Raw genomic sequence first — 26,140 nt, forward strand, 5'->3', positions numbered from 1 at the left:
TCAGGCTGCCAGCGCCACCGACCGGCGCAGGGGCCGCCTGAGATACCACTCTGCTACTGCCACGTTTGGCACCCAGCACAGCCAGGACACCAGCGTATACCCGGTCTCTTCGCCCAGTGTCGCAAACAGCAGTGGCAGATACAGCCGCAGCGTAACGGCGGCAAAGGTCAGCGCAGCGGACCGGATCATCCAGCGTTGATGCTCGGCTATGCGCCCCTGCAGCGCCAGCCAGATGCCATACCCCGTGCTGCCCAGCCATAGAGCCGCCAGCGCCCCAAAGCCCCAGGCCGCCACCGGCCCCGCCGTGGTGCCAGCGGCCATCAGCAGCCCGCCAACCCCGGCCAGCAGAATGCTCACCCCATAGGCCCGCCCGATCCAGCGGTGCACCTGCGGGCGGCGCGCCCGTAGCCCCGTCCAGAACTGAAACGGCATCAGCATCAGCGCCACCGGTGCCAGGGTGATATGGGCAAAGAACGCCAGCCGTCGCTCAATCGCGTGGTAGGCGACAAACTCCATCGACGCCTCGACCCCCAGCACCATGAACCGCCAAGAGGCCAGCGCCACCCCAAAACACAAAACCCAAACCAGAAACACCCGAAACCGCGACACATAGACCATGATCATTCCCTTAAAATCCACTGAACTTGACAGTGTAAAGATCAGATCAACTTGACACTGTCAAGTCAGCTGGTAAATGCTACCGGATGACCGATATTCCCAACCAAAAGCCGCATCACCACGGAGATCTGCGCAGCGCGCTGATCCAGGCAGGCATTGCCCTGCTGAGCGAAGGCGGTAAGGACGCGCTGACCCTGCGAAAATGCGCCGCCCGGGCGGGGGTCTCCCATGCGGCCCCGGCGCATCACTTTGACGGGCTCGACGGGCTGCGGGGCGCGATTGCCCAGGAGGGGTTCCGGCTGTTCCGCCTCTCGATGCTGGCGGCTTGTGACGACAACAGCCCCAGTGGTCTGGACCACCTCAAAGGCATCTGCAGCGGCTATTTGAACTTCGCCATCAAAAACCCTGCGCTGTTTGAGCTGATCTTCAGTTCGGCACCGATGGCCGGACTGGACAGGGATCTGAAACAGGGCACTGCCTTTGCCTATGAGGTGCTGCGCGACGCCTGCGCCCCCTTTGTGTTGCCGGGCCAGGACCCGCAGGTGGTGGAAACTCAGGTCTGGTCGCTGATCCACGGCTATACCCATTTGTATATGGCCAGCCGGTTTGGCCCCGTTGATCCCCTGCAGCAGGCACGTGGGCCGTTTGATGCGGTGATGGCGCTGCTCGATAAGCTTGTGGTAACCCTACCCAAGGCTTGACCTTTTGCGCCATTCAAGACAGGTGATGGACACCCAAACACAGAGGCAACCGCCCATGCTGACCGCCATCATCGACTATGAATCCGGAAACCTGCACTCGGCTGCCAAGGCGTTCCAGCGCATGGCGCATGAGATGGATGCGGGCGAGGTGGTGGTGACCTCGGACGCCGATGTGGTGGCGCGTGCCGACCGGCTGGTGCTGCCCGGGGACGGTGCTTTCCCCGCCTGTGCAACAGAACTGCGCGGCCACAAAGGGCTCTATGATGCCATGGTCGAGGCGGTCGAACAAAAAGGCCGCCCCTTTCTGGGCATTTGTGTGGGCATGCAGTTGATGGCAACCACCGGGCATGAATACGAAAAGACCGCCGGCATTGGCTGGATTGCTGGCGATGTGGTTAAGATCACCCCCTCTGACAGCGCCCTGAAGGTGCCGCACATGGGATGGAACAATCTGGTCATCGACAGTGATCATGCAATCTTTGACGGCATTTCATCCGGCGACCACACCTACTTCGTGCACTCCTACCAGTTTCAGGTCCGCGACCCGGCCGAACGTCTGGCCCATGTGGACTACGGCGGCGAGGTCACCGCAGTGATCGGCCGCGACACTATGATCGGCATGCAGTTCCACCCAGAGAAAAGCCAGGACGTGGGGCTGCGGATGATCGGTAACTTCCTGATCTGGAAACCGTAGTTACATCGGCCACACACTTTGGGTTTCATTGCAACAGAACGGTAAAAAATTGCCATTCGAGCATGTTAATCCTTAAAAGCCGGACGGTGGTAATGGTCAGTCCTGCCCCAATCACAAAATAAACCGGCACCCGCCCCAGCGCATAACCTCGCAGGAAAAGCCCAACCATACCGATCAAAGCAGACACAATCACGAGGAGTGCTGCAATTAGTATGCCGCCGCCTTCGGCGAGATCCGCCTTCTCCGTTTCAATAAACTGCGCAGCCGCTGACATAAACATAACAAGCATTGCGATCATGCCAAAACTGAATCCAAGAAGCGAGAAAATCAGTTTCGCCCGGTTTGAGGTTTGGCGTACGGGCTGTTCCACGTTGGCCGAACGCTGAGGCGCGGCTGCCTGGGCCGACCCAGCCGACCATCTAAAAAATTCGCGACCCATCATGAAAATACCAAACAATAACATCAACACACCGGCGAAAACAAAACCGGATATTGCGTTGATCCCGGCATAGTCCCGGATCGTTTCGTAATTCTCATTCACGAACTTCACTGTGAGACTGCCAATTGATACGATTACCGCAGCGAGGCCCATTTTAACTACATTCAATTTCCGCGCTCCGGTTTGCTTCGCTTGCGACGCACCTTGGCCCCATCCATGTCAGCCGCCCGAACCGTCAGGTGAAATCAGTCCATCAATGTCGTCAATCTATCCATGTATTATCAATGTCGTCAATCTATCCATGTATCCGGAATTTCCGTCAGATTTTTCGGGTTTTGCAAATGGTACAGCCTGTCACAACAGGGGACAAACACTTACACAGGAGCCCCCATGCTGATCCCTCGCCACAATGCCACCGCCTCGACCCGATTTCCGCGTTGCAAATTCTGTCACGCCAGGATCAACAGCTACCCAGCGCGCAGCGAATACACTGGGACGGCTTAACCCGATCATCAGCAAGCGATGGACAGGCCCGCCGGTTACGGGCATACGGGCCGGACGCTTTCAAATCAGGTCCAGCCCGTGCATATCCGTCTCGAAAAATTTGACCATCATCAGGGTCAGCACCGCTATTGCGTGCTGAGCCTGTACCAGACCTTGTTTGGCGATTGGTGTGTAGAACGGGTGGCAGGCCCGCTTGGCGCCGCCGGCGGCCAGCAAAAACGCCTGTACCTCGGCAGCTATGCCGAGGCGCTGAGCACGGTTGAGGCCCACCGTGACCGGCAGGTCAAACGGGGCTTCGTGCCAATCCCGGTGCAATTGGGCCTGCTGTAGACCGCTGGTCAGTTAATCCGGCTCCAGGTCTGTTTCGAACAAAGCAAGCCGCCAGCGATACAGCCCTTCAAGGCCAGGGTGTCGCCTAACAGGGTGATTTTCCCGAAATAGATTTTATCGTTCGACGGACGCCAAACTTCGCCGGTGTAATAGCCATCGCCCTGCGCCATCATGTCGATCACCAGAGTTTTGCCCAGGTTTGGCGATTGATATTCACCTTCGGCGTTGAAGGTGCGGGCAATCTTGCCACAGATCGCCGCACCACAGGGCGCCATGTCGATATGGGCATAGGAGCCATCATCAACTTCTGTCTTCCATGTGCCAGCCACCGGATCTGCCGCTGCTGCGCCTGCCAGCCCTAGCCCGAAAGCCAGCCCAAGAACCAATTTCATCATCATCTTTCCTCCCACTGATGGCGTCACTGTGACCCAGTCAGCCAATTTCAGGCAAGGTTGACTTGGGGTCGCGTTGCATTCTGGGCCTCTCTTGTGCAAAACACCGGCAAGCACTCCAGAAAGGCGCCACCATGATCCTCTATCCTGCCATCGACCTCAAAGACGGCCAGGCCGTGCGCCTGCTGCATGGAGATATGGACAAGACCACCGTGTTCAACGACAACCCCGCCGCCCAGGCGCTGGAGTTTGTCGAGGCGGGGTGTGAATGGTTGCACCTGGTTGACCTGAACGGCGCCTTTGCTGGTGAGCCGGTCAATGCGGCCCCGGTCGAAGAGATCCTGAAGCAAACCAAGGTCCCGGCCCAGCTGGGCGGCGGCATCCGCGACATGGCCACGATTGAGGCCTGGATCACCAAGGGCCTGGCGCGCGTCATCCTCGGCACTGTCGCGGTTGAAAACCCCGATCTGGTCCGCCAGGCGGCGCGCGAATTCCCCGGCAAGGTTGCCGTCGGCATTGATGCCCGCAATGGCCGCGTCGCCACCAAAGGCTGGGCCACCGAAACCGACATCATGGTCACCGATCTGGCCAAATCGTTTGAGGACGCCGGCGTCGCTGCCATCATCTACACCGACATCCTGCGAGACGGTGCGATGAAAGGCCCCAATGTGACCGCCACCGCCGATCTGGCCAATGCGGTCTCGATCCCGGTAATTGCCTCGGGTGGCGTGTCTTCGCTGGACGATCTGCGGGCGCTGAGGTCCTGCGGCGCGCCCTTGAACGGTGCCATTTCAGGCCGTGCGCTCTATGACGGCGCGATTGACCTGAAACAGGCTCTGGCGGTTCTCAGAGACTGAACATGAGCCGCACCACCAAGACGGAGCTGCCGAAGCACTCGCTGCTGCACAGGTATGTCCAAAAGGGCGACTTTCTGGATTGCTACAAATGCGCCACGGCCCTGCCCGTGGATGACGCAGCCCAGCGAGCCATGGCTTTTCCGTCTTGGGCCAAGGGCCTGCTACGCCTGCGCAACATTCTGGTGGCCCCGTTAGGTCTGGCGCATGAATTCCCCAAAGGCGAAAAGATCGGCCCCTTCCCAATTGATCGGCGCGGCGATCACGAGATCATCCTTGGCTTCGATGATTCTCACCTGAACTTCCGCATCTCGATCCTGACAACGGGACGTGAGGCCTATTGCGCCACCTGGGTGCAGTGCAACAACAGGCTGGGCCGCCTCTATCTGACGGTGATCATGCCGTTCCACGTGCTGATCGTGCGCAACGCCGTCCGCCAGATCTGGCGCCCCGACATCAAGTCCCAATGATCTGGTCCCTGCCCGGCCTGTTCGCGCTGTCCTTTTCCGCAGCCACCCTGCTGCCCGGCGGCTCCGAGGCCGCCCTGCTGCTGCTCGCCGCCAAGGGCCAATACACAACCACCACCCTGCTCCTCGTCGCCAGCACCGGCAACATCCTCGGCTCGCTGGTCAACTACGCCTTGGGCCGCTACGCCCTGCGCTATCGACACCGGCGCTGGTTCCCGGTGTCGCCCGCCCAACTGACCAAGGCGCAAAACTGGTTCACCCGCTGGGGACAGTATTCGGTGCTTGCCGCCTGGCTACCGCTCATCGGCGACCCGATCACCGTTGCCGCCGGGGTGATGCGGATGAACTGGCTCCGTTTCCTGCTGCTGGTCACTCTCTCCAAGAGCCTGCGCTACGCCGCCCTGCTCGGCCTTTTCGGCGCCTTTGCCTGAGCACTGGAATTCCGCCGCCCAACCCTCTATGAAAGCGCCATAACCAGAGGCGAACCATGCTAAAAACCCGTATCATCCCCTGTCTCGATGTTGCCAATGGCCGCGTTGTCAAAGGTGTCAATTTTGTCGGCCTGCGCGATGCCGGCGATCCGGTTGAATGTGCCAGGGCCTATGACGCCGCAGGCGCAGACGAGCTCTGCTTCCTCGACATCATGGCAACCGAAGAGAATCGCGGCACCATGTTTGACATGGTGCGCCGCACCGCCGAGCAATGCTACATCCCGCTCACCGTTGGCGGTGGCGTGCGCTCGCGCGAAGACGTCCGTGCCCTGCTGCTGGCCGGTGCCGACAAGGTCTCGTTCAACTCCGCCGCCGTTGCCAACCCCGATGTCATCGCCCAGGCCGCTGAACAGTTCGGCAGCCAGTGCATCGTCTGCGCCATCGACGCCAAGACCGTATCCCCGGGCAAGTGGGAGATCTTCACCCATGGCGGCCGTCGCGCAACCGGCATTGATGCAGTGCAATTTGCCCGCACCGTGGTGGCCAAGGGCGCCGGTGAAATCCTGCTCACCTCGATGGACCGCGACGGCACCAAATCCGGTTTCAACCTGCCGCTGACCCGTGCCATCTCGGATGCGGTCCAGGTTCCGGTGATCGCCTCCGGCGGCGTTGGCACCCTGGATCACCTGGTCGAGGGCGTCACCAAAGGCCATGCCAGCGCAGTGCTCGCCGCCTCAATCTTCCACTTCGGCGATTTCACCATTGCCGAGGCCAAGGCCCATATGCAGGCCGCAGGCATTCCAATGAGGCAGACATGAATATCCTTCACGACCTTGAAGCCACCATTCAATCCCGCAAGGGCGCCGACCCCTCCAGCAGCTGGACCGCCAAGCTGCTGTCCAAAGGCCCGGAAAAATGCGCCGAGAAATTTGGCGAGGAAGCCATCGAGGCGATCATCGAAGCGGTCAAAGGCGACCGCGCCAAACTGGCAAGCGAAGGCGCTGACGTGCTCTACCACTTCCTGGTGATGCTGGCCGCCCGCGAGGTGTCCCTGGACGAGGTGCTGAATGAGCTGGCCCGCCGCCAGGGCCTCAGCGGCGTCGCCGAGAAAGCCGCCCGCCCAAAACCCTGATCTTCTTCTTGTTTCAAATACCTTGGGGGTGAGGCCACAGGCCGAGGGGGCAAGGCCCCCTGATCTTATCCTGCACCTTATAATTTCGACGAAATTATCCCGGTGGCAAAGCCGCCCATCCGCAGCTCACCATGCAGCCGCTGATACTCAATCTTAGGGCAGCGATTCTGCACCACTCCCACCCCGCGCGCTTCTGCTTTGGCCGCCGCCTCAGCATGCTGCACTCCAATCTGCATCCAGATGGTCTGCAGATCAGGGAATGCAGCAAGTGCCTCGTCAACGATCTCTGGCACGGCTTCGGAGCGGCGGAAGATATCCACCATATCCACCCGACCCTCAATCGCCGACAGGCTCTCCTGCACCACTTGACCAAATATCCGCTCACCAACATGGCGCGGATTGACCGGAATGACCCGGTACCCCTTTAGGGACAGATACCGCGCCACATAGTAGCTGGGGCGCACTGGGTTCATCGACATGCCAACCACCGCCACCGTCTTGGTGCGGCGCAGAATATCTCTCAAAAACGGATCGCTATATGTCGTCATGTCGGCACCCTACGCGCGCCACATCCCAAAAGGGAAGCCAATAAAAAATGCGCCCAGGGGAAAGCCCGGGCGCAAGGTCTGGAACGAGGGACAGTGAAATTAGATCCGCAGCGGTTCCGCGCTGCGGTCCTTAGACGATATGGAGCAAAAACGCCGGATATAAAGGTCTGATCGCAGCTTTGTGAGACCACTATTCATGCCCCAGCACATCCGGCCAATTGCTGCGCCCGCTGACGATCAGATCCGTCATGTCACGGCGCCAGATTTCCTGCACCGACGCACTGTAGAGCAGATACAATTGATTATCGACGATTTGCCAGGACTGCGGAGCGCCGGACATCAGATAGCCCTGCGATACGGCATAGGCACAATAACCGCCAAACATCGGCGCATAGGCTCGCGGGTTGCTTTCAAAATGCCGCCGATTGTCTGCCGACACAAACCGCCAGACCGCCCCTTTCCACATCACCGCATGGTCCGAGTGTCCCAGAACCGCGCGCCGCTCGACAAAAAACGCCACTGTGTCATAGCCAGAAATGGCCAGGCCCGATTCGGCATAGAACATCGGCTGATCCGCCAGTGCCGGGCGCACCGGTTGAAAAAACAGGGCAACAACAGCGATTATGGCAATGCGCAGCAGCAAGATAAACTCCATCCCAGGGTCAGACTGCTGCAATGTGCCGGATCAGCTCTGCCCTGCCTAGGGTGGATACGAGTTTGTGAACCACCTGTGACTGCTGCGCGATCAGATGTTACCGCGCAATCGACGCATAGAGCGCCAGCGCTGCAGCATTCGATACATTCAGCGAGCCAAAGCCGCCAGCCGCATCAATCTTGACCAGCTGGTCCACGGTTTCCTTGGTCTTCTGCCGCAGCCCCGGACCCTCGGCCCCCAGCACCAGCGCCACCGGCCGGTCCCGGCGTCCCTCCAGCGCCGCCTCGATGGTGACCTCGGCCTCGCCGTCCAGCCCCAACACCACAAACCCCATGTTCTGCAACTCGACGATGGCATCCGACAGATTTCGCACCCTGACATAGGGCTGACGCTCCAGCGCCCCACTGGCAGATTTGGCCAGGGCCCCGGTTTCCGGCGCCGAATGGTGACGGGTGCCAATCACCGCACTGGCCCCCAGCACTTCGGCGGTCCGCAATATGGCACCGACGTTATGCGGATCGGTCACCCGGTCCAGCAACAACACCCGAGGCACCTCGGCGCCGATGCAAGTGTCGGCCAGGCTGCCCCAATGCAGCGGCTTCACTTCCAGCACCGCGCCCTGATGCACCGAATTGGGGTCAATCGGCGCCTTGAAGCTGCGCGAATCCACCAATTCCGGTTCGATCCCCGACTCGGCGATGGCGTCAGCCAGTTTGACCTGCGCGTTGCGCGTCACGATCAGGCGCAATTTCTGGCGCACAGGATTGAGCAGCGCATCGCGCACCGCATGCAGGCCAAACAGCCAGACCGTTTCCGCATCCGAGGCTTTCTTGGCCTGCTCTTTTTCCACGACCCATTTTGGTTTCTTAGTCATCTTGCTCTCCGGCAAAAAAGGATTTTTGAGCCATCGAGAAAAACCTGCGATTTTCCTGTTGACGCTCCGTTGGTGCGCTTGTAGTCACGCCACACATCAGGTGCAACAGCCACCTGATAGTGGGCGACAGGCCGCAAGGTGTGGCAGGGGACTGTAACTCCCTCGCGGAGACGCACGCCTGGTTCGATTCCAGGGTCGCCCACCACTTCTACCTCTAGGACCGCAGTGACAGAGACGCTAATGCTGCGGTTATTGATGATTGGTGAGCCCTATTGGGCAGTCTCCGGCGTGAGAACTGCAGATCTGGAAACTCATAAATATTGCCCCCAGGGCACCGTACCTGTGGTCGCGAGGGTCAGGATCCAGGCGGGAGGGTTGAGCAGCCCCACTTGCGTGGTCCGAGTTGAAAGTTGGCCTTTGGTCCACCGGCACGATGGCCTCAGGCGCTTGTGGGCGGTCGCCCAGAGCACTGTGGAGCCCACTGCCCGGCAGGGTAACATCCGGTGATCGCACAACTGTGCGTTTGCAAGGACAAGCCGCTTTCGCATGACCGCCGTGACGGCGACTTTTTTCTCTTTCCCAGCGGCGGCGAGCTGATCGTATTTAGCTTTCAGGTCCGCATCAAACCGGATTGCGACCAGCGCGGGCATGAAGATGGCATGTCGCAGATTTGAGCACCCGCCCTGTATCCGCGCGTTTCCCTGCCACTTCCCAGAACTCTGTGACAATCATTGACCGGCGCCTGTTCTAATTGTCGATGATATGGCCCGGTAGCTTCACAAATGATCAGCGCTGTTGGTTGCGGTTCAATCCATCTAAACAGCTCCGCAAATCCGTCTATTCCATTGAGAACTTGCATGTGTTGTCCATCAGCCAAGCGATGAACATCAAGTGTATCTTTGGAAACCTCTCTCGGTGCAGGCCCCCTCTCATCGTTTGCCACGCAAACGACTGCCGGGCAGCAGGTCGGCGCGAGGGCTCAGGGGCTCCGCCCGTTCAGGCCTGAACGCGGTCCACTGGAGCCTTTCCAAGACGGTCATCACTCCCGTTGCGGCCTCCCTCAAGATCAATTTGCCAGGGTCAGGTCAGAATCCGCACGCCGCAGCCGCTCGTTCTCTTTCTGAAGCCGCTATAGCTCCTTGAGCTGTTCCGTTCCCATTCCGCATTCGCCGTTGGGCTCGAACCAATGGCACCTTCGACGGCTCATTTCTTCTTCCAGCGGTAATAGGTTTGTTCAGTCACACTGATCTGTCTGATTGCATCTATTCGAGGCATACCTCGCCCCATCAGCACTTCAACCTGCCGTAACGTCACGACAATCTCTTCGGGCTTGGGTCTCTTGATGGCATATATGATCCTCCGGCTTCCTAATCATTGGCGCGGGCCAATTCGAAGGGGGGAGGCTCAGGGCGGTGCCGGAATTTTCAGGCCGTTGACCACAGCTCAGTCAGAAGGCCCCCACTGCCGGGCAATGGGGTTGGTAATATTCAGCATGTCGATGGCGCGGGCTGAAATCTGATCGACAATCTCTGCCACATTTTTGGGCCTCAGATAAAAGGCCGGCACCGGCGGCAGGATAATGGCGCCCAATTCGGTTGCGGCGGTCATGTTTCGCAGATGCGCCAGGGTCAGCGGCGCCTCGCGGGTCAGCAGAATCAGACGGCGCCGCTCTTTCAGTTGAACGCCAGCCGAACGGGTCAGCAGATTATCATCCAACCCATGGGCAATCGCGGCCAGCGAGCGCATTGAACAAGGGGCGACGATCATCCCCGCAACCGGAACCGAACCCGAGGCAATACTGGCGCCGATATCGCCGAGCGGGTGCACCCGTGTTGCCAGCGCCTTCAGGGTCTCAAAGGCCTCCGGGCCGCATTCTTCGGCTAGGGTACGTTCGGCAGCGGTGCTGGTGACCAGATCAATTTCTGCGCCCATGGCACAGAGTTGCCGGGCAACCGACAGCCCCAGCGCCGCCCCCGAGGCGCCGGCCACCCCCAGCACAACACGCGGCGCACTCATGATCCGGTGCCCGACATCAGGCGCGCCACCAGATCGGCGGCAAAATCCGCGTCCTTGTCGGATGTTTTCATAACCTCACCCCAGTCTCTGGATGTTTCGCTGTCGATTTTTATCGTGGCATCTATGCCCATTTTACCGGCCAGACCGGGCTGAGGCGAGGCGAAGTCGAGATAGTCCATCGGCGTGTTCTCGATCAACATCACATCGCGCACCGGGTCCATCCGGGTGGCCAGCGCCCAGGCGATGTCCTCCCAGTTTTTTGGGTCGATATCTGTGTCTACAACCACAATCATCTTGGTGTAACTGAATTGCGGCAGCATCCCCCACAGCGCCATCATGACACGACGCGCCTGCCCCGGATAGCGTTTGTTAATGGCGACCACGGCCATGCGGTACGAACAGGCAGCAGGCGGCAGCCACAGATCGTGAACCTCTGGGATCTGCGCCCGGATCGTCGGCAGCGCCAGCCGGTTGAACACCTCACCAATGATCGCCGGTTCATCCGGTGGGCGACCGGTATAGGTGGACAGATACAGCGGATCTTTGCGGTGGGTGATTGCGCTCACCTCCATCACCGGGAACGGTTCAGCCCGGTTGTAATATCCCGTGTGATCGCCAAACGGCCCTTCCGGCGCGGTCTCGTTGGGCGACACCCAGCCCTCCAGCACGATCTCCGCATCGGCGGGCACCATCAGCGGAACCGTTTTGGCCGGTACCAGACGTGGGCGCGCATTGTTCAACGCACCGGCAAAAGTCAGCTCGGACACTGATTCAGGCAATGGCAGCGCAGATGAAAGCAGCGTCGCCGGGTCAGCGCCCAGGATTATGGCCACCGGGGTCTTTTCACCCTGTTTTGCCCAGCTTTGGTGATGTGCAGCGCCACCGCGATGGGGTAGCCAGCGCATGATCAATCGGTTGTGGTCCAGAACCTGCGCCCGGTAGACACCGGCATTGTAACGGCTGACATCTGCGGCCTCGGAGTCAAAGGGGCGGGTCACCACCACCGGCCAGGTGATCAGCGGCCCCGCATCGCCGGGCCAATGGGTCTGGATCGGCAGCGCGCAAAGATCCACGTCGTCGCTTTCCAGCACAACACTTTGGACCGGGGCGGATCGAAGGATCTTGGGACGTGTCGCCAGCGCTGCCTTTAACATCGGCCAGCGCGACAGCGCGTCGCGCATGCCGTCAGGTGGCGTCGGCGATCTGAGCGCCGCCAGAAACGCCCCCAGATCATCCAGACCCTCCAGCGTTACCCCCAACCCGGCCGCCACGCGGGCCGTGGTGCCAAACAGATTGACCACCACCGGCACGTCCGACGGCGCGCCGCCCGGCAGCAGCGGCTGGTCAAACTGCAACACCGGCCCCTGTCGCTCCAAGACGTTGCGGTGCACGGCAGTCATCTGGTGGATCACCGACACCGGATCCGCCACCCGCTGAAACTGATCCGTCTCGGCGCACCACTCAAGAAAGCTGCGAAGACTGGGAAATGAGGGCAAACTGCGAATGGGACTGCTCCAGATTGACGTTTACAGCCCCTACCATTTAAAATGTTTCAGGATATTGACACACATCAATTTCTTGAAACATCTAAACCCATAAAAGATCCCAAACAACCGAGACAACAGGAGTCTCACTTGCCCCAACCTCAGGCCTCGATCCCGCTGTTTCCGCCAGTTCTTGCGCGCGCCCTCAAGGTGATGCCGCTGGCACCGCTGTCTCTGTCGCTGACCGCCTATAGTCGGAAAATCGCCAAGACCCACCCCGGGTTGTTCCGTCGCCTGGGGGAGTTTGACCACACACGGTTTATTCTGGACCCGACTGACCTGCCCTTTGTGATCTGTCTTGACCCCAACGGCGGTGTGCCGCGTGTCACCTTGCTGCGTGGCAGGGGCGAAGGCGCGGCGCGGATATCCGGGCCGTTTGCCGCGCTGATCGGGCTGGTTCACGGTGCCTATGATGGCGACGCGCTGTTCTTTTCCCGTGATCTGGTGGTCGAGGGCGACACCGGCGCGGCGCTGGCCCTGCGCAACGCTGTCGATGACGCGGAACTGGACCTGGCACAGGAAATCGCCTCGATCACCGGCCCTCTGGCGCGGCCGCTGCAACACTTAATCGCATTTGCAGAGCGACGCACCGGCGTCTGCCTGACACGACCAGACGAGGCCGAAGCATGGTAATGGAAATTGTTTGCCCAGCGGGCACCCCGGCCTCGCTGCGGGCCGCCGTCAAGGCGGGGGCCCATACGATTTATTGTGGCTTCAACGACGAAACAAACGCCCGCAACTTTCCCGGTTTGAACTTTGACCGGGGTGAGATGCGCGACGGCATTGCCTTTGCCCATGAGCGCGGCTCGCAGGTGCTGATTGCGATCAACACCTTCCCCCGTGCGGGCGATGAGGCCCTGTGGCATCGCGCCGTGGCGGATGCCGAATCCTGCGGCGCCGATGCGGTGATCCTGGCGGATCCGGGGCTGCTGGACTATGCGGCGCGCAACCATCCGGGGCTACGCCGCCACCTGTCGGTTCAGGCGGCCGCCGCCAATGCCGATATCATCAACTATTACGCAAAAACTTTTGACGTGAAACGCGTGGTGCTGCCTCGGGTTCTGTCGGTTCCCGAAATCGCCGCGATCAATGCCGAAACCGAGGTGGAAACCGAGGTGTTCGTCTTTGGCGGCCTCTGTGTCATGGCCGAGGGTCGCTGTTCGCTGTCCTCATACGCCACCGGATTGTCGCCCAATATGAACGGCGTCTGCTCGCCCGCCAGCCATGTGGAATACCTTGATGACAACGGCGTGCTGGATGCCCGTCTGGGTGGTTACACCATCCACCGCGTTGAAAAAGACGAGCCCGCCCCCTACCCAACCCTGTGCAAGGGCTGCTTTAGCGCCCAGGACCAGACCGGGCACCTGTTTGAGGATCCGGTCAGCCTGAATGCCGAGCAGTTGATCCCTCAGTTGCAAAAGGCCGGTGTCACCGCGCTCAAGATCGAGGGCCGCCAGCGGTCCCGGTCCTATGTGGCGCAGGTCGTGCGCAACTTTCGCGCCGCAGTGGATGCGCTAGAGGCAGGCCAGCCGATGCCCGAAGGTATGCTGGCGCGCCTGTCCGAAGGCCAGGCGATGACAACCGGCGCTTATAAAAAGACGTGGAGATAACCAAATGGATCTGACAGTCGGACCAAATCAGTTCTTTTGGTCAGCCGATCGCTGGACTGAGTTTTATGACGATCTGGCCGCATCAAAGGTGGATCGTGTGGTGCTGGGAGAGCTGGTCTGTTCCAAACGCCTGCCGTTCTTTCAGGAGCGCATTCCCGATGCCATCTCAACCCTGATTGACGCGGGCAAGGAGGTTGCCCTGACCAGTCTGGCACTGGTGACGCTGAAGCGCGAGCGCAAGCAAACCGCTGCACTGGCCGAAATGGGCGTCGAGATCGAGGTCAACGACCTGACCGCCCTGCCCCATTTGCCCGAAGGCACTCCGATCTCCGTTGGTCCGCTGGTCAATACCTACAACGAAGGCACCCTGGCATGGCTGGCCTCCAAGGGCGCGACCCGCATCTGTCTGCCGCCGGAACTGCCGCTGACCTCGGTTGCGACTCTGGCAAAGGTCGGCGCCGATCTGGGCGTCGCGATCGAGGTCTGGGGCCACGGTCGGCTGCCGCTGGCGATCTCGGGGCGGTGTTATCACGCCCGCTTGCACAAACGCACCAAGGACAATTGCCAATTCGCCTGCGAGGATGACCCCGACGGTCTGGATGTCCGCACCCTAGAGGGCCAACCGTTTCTGGCGATGAACGGGGTGCAAACCCTGTCCGACACCTATGCCAGTGCGGCCCACCAGATTGACGCTCTGACCCGCGCCGGGGTTTCAGCGCTGCGCCTGTCACCGCAATCCAAGGGGTTCACGCAGATTTGCGATCAATACCACCAGTTGCTGGACGGCAAACTCAGCGGCGCGGAGGTCGCCGATGCAATCTGCGGCATCGACAGCAATATCCGCCTGTCCGACGGTTTCCTGTCCGGAAAACGGGGCGTCGATTGGTCCGGAAAACAACCGCCTGCCTACCAGGGGTCATGACGCAGCCGCCGGGAAAGACGCCAAGACTGACAGCGGCCTTTGCCCATTTCTGGCAGGCCCCGCACCGGCCCTTGTTTCTGGCCTCTTTCCTCTGCGCGTTTACAACCGTGGCCTGGTGGCCCCTGGGTGTGGCATTTGGATTGCCCGCGCCGGGGTTTGAACCTGTGGTGCTGTGGCACGCCCACGAGCTGATCTTTGGCTTTGCCGGTGCCGCAGTTGGTGGCTACCTGCTGACCGCCCTGCCCAGCTGGACCGGCCTGCCGCCAATACAGGGGGCACCGCTAAAACTCTTGCTGGGCTGTTGGCTGCTGGCCCGGCTGACCAGTGGTTTGGCCGATCACATACCAGTTGCCCTGCAGCTTTGCCTCAATCTCAGCTATCCCCTGTGGCTTGCCGCGATGCTGCTCTATCAGACCCTGTCTTGCGGCGACTACCAAAAGGCCGGCTTTGGCCTAGCGGTCCTGCTTCTGGGCGGCGCGGATGCGCTGTTTATGACGGCGGCCTTAAGTGGCCAGCCCGAGGCCGCCCTGACCATCCTCCGCACCGTGGTGCTGGGCTTTGCCCTGGGGATGACGATCATTGGCAGCCGGGCCATTGCCGCCTTCACCAACAACTGGCTGGATCGCACCAATCCCCGCGACCCAAGGATCAACGCCCCCCAGCTGCCCCGCCAGATCGCACAGGGCGCGCTGGCGCTGGCTCTCATCGCCATGCTGGCCGGACTGCGGGGCGTCGCCAGTGTTGCAATGATTTGCGCCGCCATTGCCATGTTGTGGATGATGTACGGCTGGAGAACGATACCGGCGCTGACCAACCCGCTGCTGGCGGCGCAGCATCTGGCCTTTGCCTGGTTGCCTATCGGCTTGGCCTCAATCGGAGCCCTGTGGTTTGCGCCGCAGCTCTATCCCATGGCAGATGCAATTCATATTCTGACAATCGGCGCGATGTCCGGGTTGATCATGGCCATCGCCGGTCGTGCTGCCTGTCATCACATCAGCGGCGACATGCGGGCCAGCGCCGGTTTTGTGCTGGGTTCCTTACTGGTTTGGGCTGCCACATGGGTCCGGCTGGCGGCACCGGTGTTTGCGCAACAGAACTCCTCCATCTTGCTGGGCGCCGCCGGGCTCTGGTGCCTTGGATGGGCGGTCTTTATTGCCGGGTTTCGCCCTGCCCTGACTGGTCCCGTCATCCGGCCAGTGCTGAGCGGCAAAAAGCACCCGCCCGCTGATCCCCCTCACCTTCTGACAGAAAAGAGTATTTGATGCAGATCGCATATGTAACATCGCAGACACGGGGCGAAACCGATCGCCTGCTGTCGGAAATCGCCGCCCAACTACAGGCGCAGGGCAAGTCCCTTGCCGGCATCGTCAAGGTCTCAAACTACCAAAGCAGCTTTGAAAATGGCTGCGACATGAAGGTCCGGGTGCTGCCCGAGGGCCCGGAAATCAAGATCACGCAGAATCTGGGGGCGGGGTCTGATGCCTGCCGACTGGACCCTTCGGCAATAACCGAGGCGGTGACACGGGTTGAAACCGGGTCGATGGATGGCCCTGATCTGTTTATGCTCAACAAATTTGGCCCCGAAGAGGCCGCAGGGCGTGGCTTTTGCAATGTGATTGGCAGCGCGCTGGAGGCTGGCGTGCCGGTTCTGGTCGGCGTAGGCGGCGCCAGTATCGAGGCGTTTGAAAGCTTTGCAGGTGGTCTTGCGGTGCCGCTGGCGGACAATGAGCAGGCGATCCTAGACTGGGTGTTGTCCGCGATCTCGGGACACCAGACCAGATCACCCGCCGCCACCGGGTAAGGCGGGACAAAAAATAAGGGCCGCCCTGTCAGGCCGCCCTTATCAATATCATTCTGGTCGCCAGTTTAATCTGGTGCCAGATATTCGGTCAGAGCCTGCGGCGAGGAGTGACCGCCTGTCAGGCTCGCCTGGCCCATATTTGGCAGTTCATGGGCGATGCCCTTGTGGCAATTGATACAGGTCTTCTCGCCGGTGAACAGGAACCGTTCATGCGCCTCTGCGGCCCGCGTGCTTTGCCGGGTAATGTCCATCGATTCTTCCGAGTGACAGTTGCGGCATTCCAACGAGTTGTTTGCCTCCAGCCGGGTCCATTCGTTTTGCGCCAGCCGCAGACGGTGATCGAGAAATTTCTCCCGCGTGTTGATGGTTCCGAACAGCGCACCCCAGACCTCTTTCGAGGCCTGCATCTTGCGCGCCACCTTACTGGTCCACTCATGCGGCACGTGACAGTCGGGACAGGTTGCCCGCACCCCCGACCGGTTCGAGTAGTGGATCGTCGGTTTCAGCTCTTCATACACGTTGTCGCTCATTTCATGGCAACTGGTGCAAAAGGCTTCGGTGTTGGTGACCTCTAGGGCGGTGTTGAATCCGCCCCAGAAAATGATCCCCATGACAAAACCGCCCATGGTCAGAAAGCCAAGGCTGTAGTGGACGCTTGGTCGGCGAATGGCCGATAAAATCCGTTTGGCAAAGCCCAGCATCAGTTATCCCCCGACTTGGCGCCGGCCACATAGTCAAGAACCTGATCCACATCGACAAATGTGTTCTCGACCAGATCCGGTGCATCAGACCGAGGCACGTGGCACTGGGTACAGAAATACCGGCGCGGCGTGACCGATGCCAGGAACTGGTTGTCCCGGTTCATAAAGTGGGTGATCGACACCATCGGTGCCTGACTGTCACCAACCGCCGCACGGCTGTGGCACTGCAGGCATTTGTTGACGTTGATATCAATCTGATAGCCGTCAATCTTATGCGGGATCAGCGGCGGTTGCTCGGGGTAGTTACGAACCTGACGCAGGTCAGTATTCAACCTCTTTGCAATCTGCGGCAGGTCTCCCTGCTCTGCCAAAGGCGTGCCCGCGCGCAGTGTTGCGACGGTCTCCTGTGCAAATGCAGCCCCTGCAAGGGCAAAGACCAAGGCGGTGGCTATAGCATGTATCTTGATCATGGCTCACGCTCCCATCGGTACGATTTTAACCGCACATTTCTTATAGTCGGTTTGTTTGGAAATCGGGTCGGTGGCGTCAAGCGTGACCTTGTTGATCAGCTTGGCAGCATCGAACCAAGGCACAAAGACCAGTCCTTTTGGCGGCTTGTTGCGACCCCGTGTTTCGATCCGAAGGTTGATCTCACCGCGGCGCGAAATGACCCGCACCGCACTGCCGCGACGCAGGCCTTTTGCCTTGGCGTCATCCGGGTGCATGTAGCACAGCGCATCTGGCACAGCCGAGTGCAGCTCGGGCACCCGTTGGGTCATCGAGCCCGAGTGCCAATGCTCCAGCACCCGACCAGTCGACAGCCAGAACGGATATTCCTCATCCGGGCTTTCTGCTGCGGGTTCGAACGGCAGCGCAAAGATCACGGCTTTGCCATCCGGCTTGCCATAGAACTCATAATCCGCCCCGGGTGTCACATAGGGGTCAGACCCCTCTTTGAACCGCCAGCGGGTTTCTTTGCCGTCCACAACAGGCCAGCGCAAACCACGTTCTTCGTGATAGCGATCAAACGGTGCCAGATCGTGGCCGTGACCCCGTCCAAAGGCCGCATATTCCTCAAACAGGCCCTTCTGGATGTAGAAGCCGAAATCTTTCGACTCGTGGTTCTCATACTCGTCCGAGGTCTGCTCCAGCGGATAGGCATCAACCTGACCGTTGGCATAGAGAACGTCATACATGGTCTTGCCCTTGTACTCTGGATTTGCATCCAGAAGTTCGGCGTCCCAAACGTCTTCGATCTTAAAGCGTTTCGAGAATTCAACCAGTTGCCACAGGTCGGATTTCGATTCACCCGGGGCATCTACCAGCTGGTGCCAGAACTGAGTGCGGCGTTCGGCGTTGCCATAGGCGCCTTCTTTTTCCACCCACATTGCAGTTGGCAGGATCAGATCCGCAGCTTCGCAAGTGACAGTTGGGTAGGCATCGGAGACCACGATAAAGTTGTCCGGGTTGCGATAGCCCGGAAGGGTCTCTTCCATCATGTTGGGCGCGGCCTGCATGTTGTTGTTCACCTGCACCCAGTAGCAGTTGATCTTGCCATCTTTCAGGTGACGGTTCTGCAGGACGGCATGGGCACCGGGTTTCGCCGGAATGGTGCCGTCAGGCAGTTTCCAGATCTTTTCGGCAAAGGCGCGGTGTTTTGGGTTAGCCACAACCAGGTCGGCTGGCAGGCGGTGCGAGAAGGTGCCGACCTCACGGGCAGTGCCACAGGCCGACGGCTGACCGGTCAGCGAGAACGGCGAGTTGCCGGGGGTCGAGATCTTTCCGGTCAACAGGTGCACGTTATACAGCATGTTGTTGACCCAGACACCGCGGGTGTGCTGGTTCACGCCCATGGTCCACAGCGACATGATCTTGATGTCGGGGTCGGCATACATCTGAGCCATTTCCAACAGACGGTTTTCTGGAACACCGGACATTTCCGACGCGTATTCCACCGTATAAGGTTTGACGAATTCCGCGAATTCCTCAAACGTCATAGGAGTAGAGCCACCGGCTTTGTCGTTGTTCTCAGCCGCCTGCTCCAGCGGGTGCTCGGGACGCAGGCCATAACCGATGTCCTGATTGCCGCGCCTGAAGTTGACGTGCTTGGACACGAAATCCTGGTTCACCGCGCCATTTTCGATGATGTAATTGGCGATAAAGTTCAACATCACCAGATCGGTCTGGGGGGTGAAGATCATCGGAATGTCGGCCAGGTCAAAGCTGCGATGCTTGTAGGTCGACAGCACACCAACTTTTACATGCGGGTTCGAGAACTTGCGGTCTGCAATCCGGGTCCACAGGATCGGGTGCATTTCTGCCATGTTCGAGCCCCAGAGGAAGAAGGCATCAGCATGTTCAAAATCATCATAGCAGCCCATCGGCTCGTCGATGCCAAATGTGCGCATGAAACCACCCACAGCGGATGCCATGCAGTGACGGGCGTTGGGGTCCAGATTGTTCGAGCGAAAGCCCGCCTTCATCAGTTTGGAGGCCGCATAGCCCTCCCAGACGGTCCACTGACCAGAGCCGAACATGCCGATGCCGGTCGGGCCCTTTTCCTTCAGCGTGGCTTTCCACTTTTCCGCCATGATATCAAAGGCTTCATCCCATGAGACAGGGGTGAAATCGCCTTCTTTGTCATAAACGCCATCTGTCTTGCGCAGCAATGGCTGGGTCAGGCGGTCTTTGCCATACATGATTTTCGACAGGAAATAGCCTTTGACGCAGTTCAGACCGCGGTTCACTTCGGCCTCGGCATCGCCATGCGTTGCCACGACCCGGCCCGCCTTGGTGGCAACCATGATCGAACAGCCGGTGCCGCAGAAACGACAGGCCGCCTTGGACCATTTCAGGTCAGTGATGGATGAATCTGTCACTAAGTTCTGCGCCTCGGCAGATAAGGGCAACCCAGCCGCAGCCGCCGCAGCAGCAACGGCCTGCGCCTTAATGACGTCCCGTCTTGTCAGTTTGGTCATTTTACTCTCCAATTAGTCTGCCACGGGCCGAAACCCGGATCGGCATATCAATCTGTTTGGTGGTAAACGAGAGACGCGCTAACGACTCCGTCCAATAGCTGTAGTTGGGTCAGTGCCTCAACTATGTTGCTTTGATTTTCGGTCTCCAACGTAACGATGATTTTGCCGCTGGGATCGGTCATTGGCACCTCGGCCAGTTCGATCTTCGCGATCTCCGCCAGAATCTGCTCAAATTTCTGCGGATCGGCCCTCAGCAATAGGCTGGAAATATGTACAACTTCAGTCATGTTGAGGCTCCGTGATCGATATCGCTGAGAATGTGCAAGCCGCCACGCAGGCGCCACATCCGTTGCATAATTCTTGATTTACAGAGACAGCTCCAACCGGGCGTTGAGATAGATCAAAAACCAATGCTTCGGTTTCACAAATATCAGTGCAAAGTCGGCAACTTATCCCCAGTTTCAAGATACAGGAGTCTGAAATTTCAGCCCGAATAGTCCAGGCCGGTTCGCCAAGGTCAAAGACCGGCTCTGTGCAGGCTTCAACGCAGGCTTTGCAAAAGGTGCATTCGCCATTTTCAAACGACACAACCGGCGTGTTGGCCGGACCGCTGAATAAGATGGCTTCGGGACAGGCTACGACACAGTCGCCACATCCGGTACATGCATTTCGAATAGATATTTCAGACGTCCAAGGTGGGCGGATCAGCGCGCCATGCTTACCTGAGAACAGCGCGCGCCTGGATAACATTTGTGATCCTGACCTGCCCATGAGTCTCAGCCCGTTGGTGGGCCAAAGACCAGCTGGAGCATCCAGACACTAAAGCCAAATCCTCCAACGAGTATACCCGCCAAAACGGGGGCTAGAAATACAGCCAGAACAAGGAAAGCCCAACGCTCATCGGATTTCGAGACAATCCCTACTTTGGCTTCGATGGTATCGGTCACCATGGCAATCTCCCAATCAAGATTAATGGTATTTACTTCTGAGCGGATCGCTCCTTTTGAGTATATTCCAAATCAATTCTGTGTGAAAGCGCCATTCCGGCCCTGCGCTAAAATGCCCGCACTGATCTCGGCTATGCCTCCGAAAATGCTCATGGAAATGCTCTAGACCTGATATTCCCATCCGTCATCCAGCATTTACCTGGCGTTCCAGCGTGGCAATTTTCACGATATCTAAACATGCCTTCACGCCACACCCCGAAACCTGCCGCCCGCCGCCGCCGCCGCCCGCGTTTCATCCGGGTCGGGCATCGACGAATCGCACCACGACCTAGGTAATCTGTGCCGGTCTGGTGGCGGTCCAAGCGAATCGAAATATGAAGATTTCAACTCTTAGCCAAGAGCCTTACCGGTCCTGGCCGCGGCAAGAAGGCGCTGCAACAGCGCGCCTCAGCTCGGGTCAGACTGCACTTACTGCCGCGCCTGTGTCAGCCAGTCCAGCATTGCCTCGACTCGGGGCTCGACAGCCACGGCCAGCCCGCCGGCAAATTCCTGAAACGCCTCGACATTCAGCGTGTTGACGCCCGAGATCACCGGGACTCCCAAGGCCATCGCCTCGCCGATAACCGGACGCATGCCGCGCCCTTCCGCCTCATGTTTGCCAAATTTATTGACGATTAGCACCTCGGGCAGGCTCTCGCCCTGCAACGAGCGACTCACCTGAGCCACCGCCAGCTCTAGCGCCGAGGGGTCGAGCCGGCAGCCGCGTGCCTGCGCGCCCAGCGACTGGGAAATCCGGATCGTCTCGCCCTGGGGCAGCACCCGCACGTCCATGTCGCACAGCGCAGAATCATGGCATTCGGTGTTGGTCTGCACGATCCCGGCCAAAGCGGTGCCCTGCGCCTGCAGTCGATCGGCCAGTTCACTCAGAAGCCGATCCGTTGCGCCGCGGTCCGGGGTCATCACATAGGCAAGCAGCATCACATATCTCTTTTTCTTTTAACCAGTTCCGCAATGGTAATCCTCATCGCCCGGCAATGCCAGCGGTCGCAGCAATCCGTGACATTTTGCACCTTACCAGGGCAGCGGCACATAGCCGATGACTGGTTCATGCAGCAGGATCAGCGCCACAAAGATAATCAGAGCAAGGCCAATTGGCAGCGGCGACAGTGGCAATCGCAGCAGGTTCAGCCGCGCGGTGCCCTGCGCCAGCCGCTGCCACTCGCCCAGCCCCAGCAGTCGCTGCTTGCGCCGGTCGATCAGGGTCATGCCAAGCACCGCAAAGCCGCCGAACAGACCAAACAGGATCACATGCGCCAGATCGCCATTGGCCAGCAAATGCGCGCCCGCCCATAGTGCCATCGCCACCAGCAGCGGATGACGGCTGGCGGCCAGCATACCGGGGGTCTCTGGGTCGAACGGTTTTGACCCCAAGCCGCCAAAGCTGAGCGGGTTCTGCCCCATCATGCCGCCCACCGCGATCAGGCAGGCCAGCGGCATCACCAGCAGCGGCGCCCAGCGAAGGATCTCCCACTGTGGCAGCACAGCGACATAAGGTGCGCGCGCCGCCGCGACGAACAGCCAAGCCAGCACCAGCAGCGACAGCACACTATAAGATATGAAATAGCCCCTTAGCCCCAGTCGCGCGATCAGCCAGGGTCGCATCGGCGGTCGCACCGGGAACATGTGGCTGAGCATGAACAGAGTCAGGGCTGCAATGAATTCAAACCAATCGGCCATACTTTACCCCTGCTCAAATTAATGGTCAGGAAGGATTTATCGAACCACAGCCACAAAGACCACCACTTGCCCGGACGATAGGCTGGGCCGCGCCTGACCTTCCCCCCGGGAAGGCGCTTTACGCCTCCCCAAGGTCAGGCGCGGCCCTTTGCTCTTACAGGCCCAGCACCCGGCGGCGCTCTTCGGCAAAGCCCTGCACCATGCGGTCGGCAATCAGCGCCAGGATCGCCATCGCAGCCCCCGCCGAAATACCTAGCCCCACATCCGCCTGCCCCAGTGCCAGATAGATCAGCTGGCCCAGACCGGTGGTGCCGATCAGCGCCGCAATCACCAGCATGGCAAAAGCATAGAGGATGGTTTGGTTCAGCCCCAACAGGATGGTCGGCGCCGCATAGGGTCCGCGCACATCGCGCAGGATCTGCCAGGTGGTGGCACCCGAGGCAATCGCTGCCTCGATCATCTCGTCCGGGGTTTCCGTCAGCCCGTGACGGCTGTAGCGAATCATCGGCACGATGGCATAGGCGATGATCGCCAAAAACGCCGAGAACTCGCCGATCTGAAACACCATCAACACCGGGATCAGGAACACGAACAGCGGAATGGTCTGCAACATGTCGCAGATCGGCCGGGTGATCTTCCAGGCCAGCGGCGACACCGCACAGAGCAGCCCGATGCCGCCACCAGCCAGCGCACAGGCAAACACCGCCGCGCCGCTAAGGTACAGCGACAACATGGCGCGGTCCCACAGACCGGACAGCAGGATGGTCAACAGCAACCCCACCGACAGGATCGCCAGCCCGCGCCCCGATGACACCCAGCCCAGGGCGGCAGCTCCGACCAGCACAAAGGGCCAGGGCAGATTGGTGATGCCGGTTTCCAGCATGCCGACAAGGATCAAGGTCATGATGCCCCATGTCACCTGCCCGCGCAGCGCCAGTAGCAGACCCACCACCGCACCAGCTGCAAACAGTCCCAGGCTCATCTGCGTGGTCCACTGAAAGCCCCAGGTGAACGGCAACACCGCCTGATCCAGACCGATGCGCAGCGGCAGCAGCCCATAGAACAGCGCGTTGTTCTTGACGGCGGCCAGCCATTGCCAATTGGCGGTGGTAAAGGCGCTCAGCCCCGCGTCCACCGCATCCACCGCGCCGTCAAACATCGCATAGCCTGACGGGTCCGGCAGGCTGTTCCATGTCAAAGCACTGGCAACAATGCCAAAACCCAGAATGCCCCAGGCAACACGCGGGTCAAAGCGACGGCGACTATCCTGCGCCAGGGTGCCGCTCATCCGGTCGATGATCACCGCAAACACCACGATGACCAGACCCGCCAGCAACGCCGGGCCAAACTGCGCCTTGCGCATGGTCAGCAGTACTTCCCAGCCGATGTCATCAAAGCCACCGATCACTGCCGCGATGATCACCATCGACAGCGCCGCCATCAGGCATTGATTGACCCCCACCAGGATCTGCGTCGCGGCCGAGGGGATCTCGACCTGAAACAGCTGCTGCAACCGGGTGCCCCCAGCCATGATTGCGGCCTCTTTGATGTCAGGTTCAACCCGTTCCAGCCCCAGCAGCACATTGCGTGCCATCGGCGGAGCGGCATAGATCGCACTGGCAATCAGCCCCACCACCGGGCCAAAGCCAAACAGCACCAGCAGCGGTGTCAGGTAGGCAAAGGTGGGCACTGTCTGCATCACATCCAGCAGCGCCTGCACCGGCTTGCGAAAGCGCGGGTATTCATTGGCGAACACCCCAATGCCGCCGCCAATAATCAGCGCCAGCGGCACCGAAACCGCGACCAGCGACAGGGTGTTCATGCTCTCAACCCAATAGCCCGAGGCCAGCACAAAGCCCAGGCCAACGACCGCCATCAGCGCCATTGATGTGCCGCCCAGTATCCAGCCAATGGCCGTCACCACCGCGATCACCAAAATCCAAGGAGACCCGCCCAACACCAGATTGGTGGCCTCCATCGGATAATACATCAGCGCCGAAAACATTCGTGCTGTTGGCTTTATCAGCTGCAACAGCCAGTCCATGACAGTGCCAACCCATTCGGTTGCGGGCAGCACCAGTGCTTCGGGGAAGATCACCAACCAGGGCAGCGTGGTTTCAAGCAGCAGGCACACCGCACCCACAATCAACGCCACCAGTGCTGCCTGGCTTCCCTTGCTCAGAGCCGCCATCACCCGGCTTCCACGTGCAAGGCTGCTGCCAGATCTGCCGGGTTCACAACCCCCAGCAGCGTGCCGTCGTTGGCCCGCACCGGCACCGGTTCATATAGATCCATGCAACGCGCCAGCGCCGCATCCAGTGTCATATCAATCCGCAATCCGGGATCATCGGCGCCGTAAACCAGCCCCTCGCCGGTCTGCATGACTGAGGTCAAACGGGCGTGCTGCCCCTTGGCCACATCTTTTGAGAACTCGCGCACATAGTCGTCCACCGGGTTCAGCACGATATCCGAAGGGGTGCCGATCTGCACAATCTTGCCGTCGCGCATGATGGCAATGCGGTCGGCCAGTTTCAGCGCCTCGTTGATATCATGGGTGATGAAGACGATTGTGGTCTTCAGCTCGGCCTGAATTTGCAGGAACTCGTCCTGCAACTGCCGCCGGATCAGCGGATCGAGCGCCGAGAAAGGTTCGTCGAGGAACCAGACCGAACAATCGGTCACCAAGGAGCGGGCAATGCCAACGCGCTGACGCTGACCACCGGACAATTCGCGCGGGTAGTGTTTTTCACGCCCGCCCAGACCGACCAGTTCGATCACTTTCTGGGCCTTTTCCAGCCGCGCCTTGCGCTTCATCCCCTGCACCCGCAGCGGATAGGCCACATTGTCGGCAACGCTCATATGCGGGAACAGACCAAAATGCTGGAACACCATGCCCAGCTTGTTGCGTCGCAGCTCGATCAGCCGCGCCGGGGTGGCCTCGACAATGTTTTCACCGTCAATGCGGATCTCGCCGTGGGTGGCATGCAACAGATGCGAGATACAGCGGATCAGGGTGGATTTGCCCGAACCGGAAAGCCCCATGATGACAAAGAGCTCGCCCTCGGTGACCTCAAAATTGACGTCCTGTACCGCGGGGATCAGCCCTTTTTCACGCAGCGCGGCTGCGGCGGCTTCGGGTTCAGAATGTACCGACAGCGCCTCGGGTAAGGCGCTGTCGGCGTTGGGACCAAACACCTGCCAGACATTCTGGCAGGTGATGGCGGCCTGTGGCTTATCGCTCACGG

32 protein-coding genes, 1 tRNA gene and 1 pseudogene are annotated in these 26,140 nt (G+C 59.9%); 14 read left to right on the forward strand and 20 right to left on the reverse strand.

What is annotated here, in order from left to right; translation table 11 throughout:
- Complete coding sequence (locus tag QPJ95_RS00885; protein ID WP_270918726.1) at positions 1 to 624, reverse strand: DUF2306 domain-containing protein; 624 nt, start codon at positions 622 to 624, stop codon at positions 1 to 3.
- Between the two features lie 80 nt (positions 625 to 704).
- On the opposite strand from QPJ95_RS00885, the gene QPJ95_RS00890 reads away from it, so the two are divergent.
- Together QPJ95_RS00890 and hisH are read left to right on the forward strand one after the other, a co-directional pair.
- Positions 705 to 1,319 carry a TetR/AcrR family transcriptional regulator gene (locus QPJ95_RS00890; RefSeq protein ID WP_270918727.1) on the forward strand — a complete coding sequence of 205 codons (615 nt, stop codon included), beginning with the start codon at positions 705 to 707 and terminating at the stop codon, positions 1,317 to 1,319.
- Between the two features lie 55 nt (positions 1,320 to 1,374).
- Complete coding sequence (hisH, locus tag QPJ95_RS00895; protein ID WP_270918728.1) at positions 1,375 to 2,013, forward strand: imidazole glycerol phosphate synthase subunit HisH; 639 nt, start codon at positions 1,375 to 1,377, stop codon at positions 2,011 to 2,013.
- 25 nt (positions 2,014 to 2,038) lie between these two features.
- Here the strand turns inward: hisH and QPJ95_RS00900 are convergent, their stop codons facing one another.
- Entirely contained in the window at positions 2,039 to 2,620 is a 582-nt protein-coding gene (locus QPJ95_RS00900) for a hypothetical protein (protein ID WP_270918729.1), read from the reverse strand.
- 354 nt (positions 2,621 to 2,974) lie between these two features.
- Here QPJ95_RS00900 and QPJ95_RS24110 point away from each other — a divergent pair, with 354 nt between their 5' ends.
- Positions 2,975 to 3,286, forward strand: a complete 312-nt coding sequence (locus QPJ95_RS24110; protein WP_286018227.1) for a WGR domain-containing protein — start codon at positions 2,975 to 2,977, stop codon at positions 3,284 to 3,286.
- An 8-nt stretch (positions 3,287 to 3,294) separates the two neighbouring features.
- Here QPJ95_RS24110 and QPJ95_RS00910 read toward each other — a convergent pair whose 3' ends face one another.
- The gene (locus QPJ95_RS00910; RefSeq protein WP_270918744.1) at positions 3,295 to 3,681 is read right to left on the reverse strand and encodes a DUF2147 domain-containing protein; all 387 of its coding nucleotides are present in this window, start codon (positions 3,679 to 3,681) and stop codon (positions 3,295 to 3,297) included.
- 131 nt (positions 3,682 to 3,812) lie between these two features.
- Between QPJ95_RS00910 and hisA the strand changes: the two genes are divergently transcribed.
- The 5 genes from hisA to QPJ95_RS00935 are packed head-to-tail and all read left to right on the forward strand — an operon-like array spanning position 3,813 to position 6,562.
- Positions 3,813 to 4,535, forward strand: a complete 723-nt coding sequence (hisA, locus tag QPJ95_RS00915; RefSeq protein ID WP_270918731.1) for a 1-(5-phosphoribosyl)-5-[(5-phosphoribosylamino)methylideneamino]imidazole-4-carboxamide isomerase — start codon at positions 3,813 to 3,815, stop codon at positions 4,533 to 4,535.
- 2 nt (positions 4,536 to 4,537) lie between these two features.
- Positions 4,538 to 5,002, forward strand: a complete 465-nt coding sequence (locus QPJ95_RS00920) for a DUF2867 domain-containing protein (RefSeq protein WP_270918732.1) — start codon at positions 4,538 to 4,540, stop codon at positions 5,000 to 5,002.
- Entirely contained in the window at positions 4,999 to 5,430 is a 432-nt protein-coding gene (locus QPJ95_RS00925; RefSeq protein ID WP_270918733.1) for a YqaA family protein, read from the forward strand. The genes QPJ95_RS00920 and QPJ95_RS00925 overlap by 4 nt, the downstream gene beginning before the upstream one ends.
- A 56-nt stretch (positions 5,431 to 5,486) precedes the next feature.
- Complete coding sequence (gene hisF, locus QPJ95_RS00930; protein ID WP_270918734.1) at positions 5,487 to 6,248, forward strand: imidazole glycerol phosphate synthase subunit HisF; 762 nt, start codon at positions 5,487 to 5,489, stop codon at positions 6,246 to 6,248.
- Positions 6,245 to 6,562 (forward strand): phosphoribosyl-ATP diphosphatase, encoded by a 318-nt coding sequence (locus QPJ95_RS00935; protein WP_270918735.1) that lies wholly within the window; start codon positions 6,245 to 6,247, stop codon positions 6,560 to 6,562. Before hisF ends, QPJ95_RS00935 begins: the two co-directional genes overlap by 4 nt.
- A 77-nt stretch (positions 6,563 to 6,639) precedes the next feature.
- Here QPJ95_RS00935 and QPJ95_RS00940 read toward each other — a convergent pair whose 3' ends face one another.
- The 3 genes from QPJ95_RS00940 to rlmB all read right to left on the reverse strand — a co-directional run bounded on the left by QPJ95_RS00940 (position 6,640) and on the right by rlmB (position 8,639).
- Positions 6,640 to 7,110: a CoA-binding protein gene (locus QPJ95_RS00940; protein ID WP_270918736.1), complete on the reverse strand. Its 471-nt coding sequence runs from the start codon at positions 7,108 to 7,110 to the stop codon at positions 6,640 to 6,642.
- 190 nt (positions 7,111 to 7,300) lie between these two features.
- Positions 7,301 to 7,765 carry a YHS domain-containing (seleno)protein gene (locus QPJ95_RS00945; protein WP_270918737.1) on the reverse strand — a complete coding sequence of 155 codons (465 nt, stop codon included), beginning with the start codon at positions 7,763 to 7,765 and terminating at the stop codon, positions 7,301 to 7,303.
- Positions 7,766 to 7,862: 97 nt separating this feature from the next.
- Positions 7,863 to 8,639 (reverse strand): 23S rRNA (guanosine(2251)-2'-O)-methyltransferase RlmB, encoded by a 777-nt coding sequence (gene rlmB, locus QPJ95_RS00950; RefSeq protein ID WP_270918738.1) that lies wholly within the window; start codon positions 8,637 to 8,639, stop codon positions 7,863 to 7,865.
- Positions 8,640 to 8,760: 121 nt separating this feature from the next.
- Here rlmB and QPJ95_RS00955 point away from each other — a divergent pair.
- A tRNA-Tyr gene (locus QPJ95_RS00955) sits at positions 8,761 to 8,844 on the forward strand.
- Positions 8,845 to 8,950: 106 nt separating this feature from the next.
- Here QPJ95_RS00955 and QPJ95_RS00960 read toward each other — a convergent pair.
- The 4 genes and pseudogenes from QPJ95_RS00960 to QPJ95_RS00975 form a co-directional block, all read right to left on the reverse strand.
- Entirely contained in the window at positions 8,951 to 9,367 is a 417-nt protein-coding gene (locus QPJ95_RS00960; RefSeq protein ID WP_286018228.1) for a transposase, read from the reverse strand.
- A 315-nt stretch (positions 9,368 to 9,682) separates the two neighbouring features.
- Positions 9,683 to 9,926, reverse strand: a pseudogene (locus QPJ95_RS00965) (hypothetical protein); the annotation flags it as partial.
- Between the two features lie 156 nt (positions 9,927 to 10,082).
- The gene (locus QPJ95_RS00970) at positions 10,083 to 10,655 is read right to left on the reverse strand and encodes a UbiX family flavin prenyltransferase (RefSeq protein WP_270918745.1); all 573 of its coding nucleotides are present in this window, start codon (positions 10,653 to 10,655) and stop codon (positions 10,083 to 10,085) included.
- Positions 10,652 to 12,160, reverse strand: a complete 1,509-nt coding sequence (locus QPJ95_RS00975; protein ID WP_270918891.1) for a UbiD family decarboxylase — start codon at positions 12,158 to 12,160, stop codon at positions 10,652 to 10,654. Before QPJ95_RS00975 ends, QPJ95_RS00970 begins: the two co-directional genes overlap by 4 nt.
- Before the next feature lie 129 nt (positions 12,161 to 12,289).
- On the opposite strand from QPJ95_RS00975, the gene ubiT reads away from it, so the two are divergent.
- Genes ubiT through QPJ95_RS01000 form a run of 5 tightly spaced genes read left to right on the forward strand, consistent with a single transcriptional unit; the run spans position 12,290 to position 16,532 of the window.
- Entirely contained in the window at positions 12,290 to 12,832 is a 543-nt protein-coding gene (ubiT, locus tag QPJ95_RS00980; protein ID WP_270918746.1) for a ubiquinone anaerobic biosynthesis accessory factor UbiT, read from the forward strand.
- Complete coding sequence (ubiU, locus tag QPJ95_RS00985) at positions 12,832 to 13,809, forward strand: ubiquinone anaerobic biosynthesis protein UbiU (RefSeq protein ID WP_270918892.1); 978 nt, start codon at positions 12,832 to 12,834, stop codon at positions 13,807 to 13,809. Before ubiT ends, ubiU begins: the two co-directional genes overlap by 1 nt.
- A gap of 4 nt (positions 13,810 to 13,813) precedes the next feature.
- Positions 13,814 to 14,731 (forward strand): ubiquinone anaerobic biosynthesis protein UbiV, encoded by a 918-nt coding sequence (gene ubiV, locus QPJ95_RS00990; protein ID WP_270918747.1) that lies wholly within the window; start codon positions 13,814 to 13,816, stop codon positions 14,729 to 14,731.
- Complete coding sequence (locus QPJ95_RS00995; protein ID WP_270918748.1) at positions 14,728 to 15,993, forward strand: NnrS family protein; 1,266 nt, start codon at positions 14,728 to 14,730, stop codon at positions 15,991 to 15,993. Before ubiV ends, QPJ95_RS00995 begins: the two co-directional genes overlap by 4 nt.
- Positions 15,993 to 16,532, forward strand: coding sequence for a DUF2478 domain-containing protein (locus tag QPJ95_RS01000; protein ID WP_270918749.1), 540 nt, complete (start codon positions 15,993 to 15,995; stop codon positions 16,530 to 16,532). Before QPJ95_RS00995 ends, QPJ95_RS01000 begins: the two co-directional genes overlap by 1 nt.
- A 65-nt stretch (positions 16,533 to 16,597) precedes the next feature.
- On the opposite strand, the gene QPJ95_RS01005 is transcribed toward QPJ95_RS01000, so the two are convergent.
- From QPJ95_RS01005 to QPJ95_RS01045, 10 genes are all read right to left on the reverse strand, one after another.
- Positions 16,598 to 17,233, reverse strand: a complete 636-nt coding sequence (locus QPJ95_RS01005; protein ID WP_270918750.1) for a NapC/NirT family cytochrome c — start codon at positions 17,231 to 17,233, stop codon at positions 16,598 to 16,600.
- Entirely contained in the window at positions 17,233 to 17,703 is a 471-nt protein-coding gene (locus QPJ95_RS01010) for a nitrate reductase cytochrome c-type subunit (RefSeq protein ID WP_390922944.1), read from the reverse strand. Before QPJ95_RS01010 ends, QPJ95_RS01005 begins: the two co-directional genes overlap by 1 nt.
- A gap of 3 nt (positions 17,704 to 17,706) precedes the next feature.
- Positions 17,707 to 20,211, reverse strand: coding sequence for a nitrate reductase catalytic subunit NapA (napA, locus tag QPJ95_RS01015; protein ID WP_270918751.1), 2,505 nt, complete (start codon positions 20,209 to 20,211; stop codon positions 17,707 to 17,709).
- Positions 20,212 to 20,258: 47 nt separating this feature from the next.
- On the reverse strand, positions 20,259 to 20,498 hold the full coding sequence (locus tag QPJ95_RS01020) for a chaperone NapD (protein WP_270918752.1): 240 nt from the start codon (positions 20,496 to 20,498) through the stop codon (positions 20,259 to 20,261).
- Positions 20,491 to 20,982: a ferredoxin-type protein NapF gene (gene napF / locus QPJ95_RS24115; RefSeq protein WP_390922946.1), complete on the reverse strand. Its 492-nt coding sequence runs from the start codon at positions 20,980 to 20,982 to the stop codon at positions 20,491 to 20,493. The genes QPJ95_RS01020 and napF overlap by 8 nt, the downstream gene beginning before the upstream one ends.
- Positions 20,983 to 20,987: 5 nt before the next feature.
- Positions 20,988 to 21,161 (reverse strand): periplasmic nitrate reductase, NapE protein, encoded by a 174-nt coding sequence (locus tag QPJ95_RS01025; protein WP_270918753.1) that lies wholly within the window; start codon positions 21,159 to 21,161, stop codon positions 20,988 to 20,990.
- Positions 21,162 to 21,626: 465 nt separating this feature from the next.
- Positions 21,627 to 22,136, reverse strand: a complete 510-nt coding sequence (locus QPJ95_RS01030; RefSeq protein ID WP_270918754.1) for a DUF2478 domain-containing protein — start codon at positions 22,134 to 22,136, stop codon at positions 21,627 to 21,629.
- A 93-nt stretch (positions 22,137 to 22,229) separates the two neighbouring features.
- Entirely contained in the window at positions 22,230 to 22,895 is a 666-nt protein-coding gene (locus QPJ95_RS01035; protein ID WP_270918755.1) for an NnrU family protein, read from the reverse strand.
- Positions 22,896 to 23,049: 154 nt separating this feature from the next.
- On the reverse strand, positions 23,050 to 25,086 hold the full coding sequence (locus tag QPJ95_RS01040) for an ABC transporter permease (RefSeq protein WP_270918756.1): 2,037 nt from the start codon (positions 25,084 to 25,086) through the stop codon (positions 23,050 to 23,052).
- Positions 25,086 to 26,138, reverse strand: coding sequence for a quaternary amine ABC transporter ATP-binding protein (locus QPJ95_RS01045; RefSeq protein ID WP_270918757.1), 1,053 nt, complete (start codon positions 26,136 to 26,138; stop codon positions 25,086 to 25,088). The genes QPJ95_RS01040 and QPJ95_RS01045 overlap by 1 nt, the downstream gene beginning before the upstream one ends.
- Positions 26,139 to 26,140 lie beyond the last annotated feature (2 nt).

Origin of the sequence: Parasedimentitalea psychrophila, from assembly GCF_030285785.1 — a bacterium.
Classification (GTDB): Bacteria; Pseudomonadota; Alphaproteobacteria; order Rhodobacterales; family Rhodobacteraceae; genus Parasedimentitalea; species Parasedimentitalea psychrophila.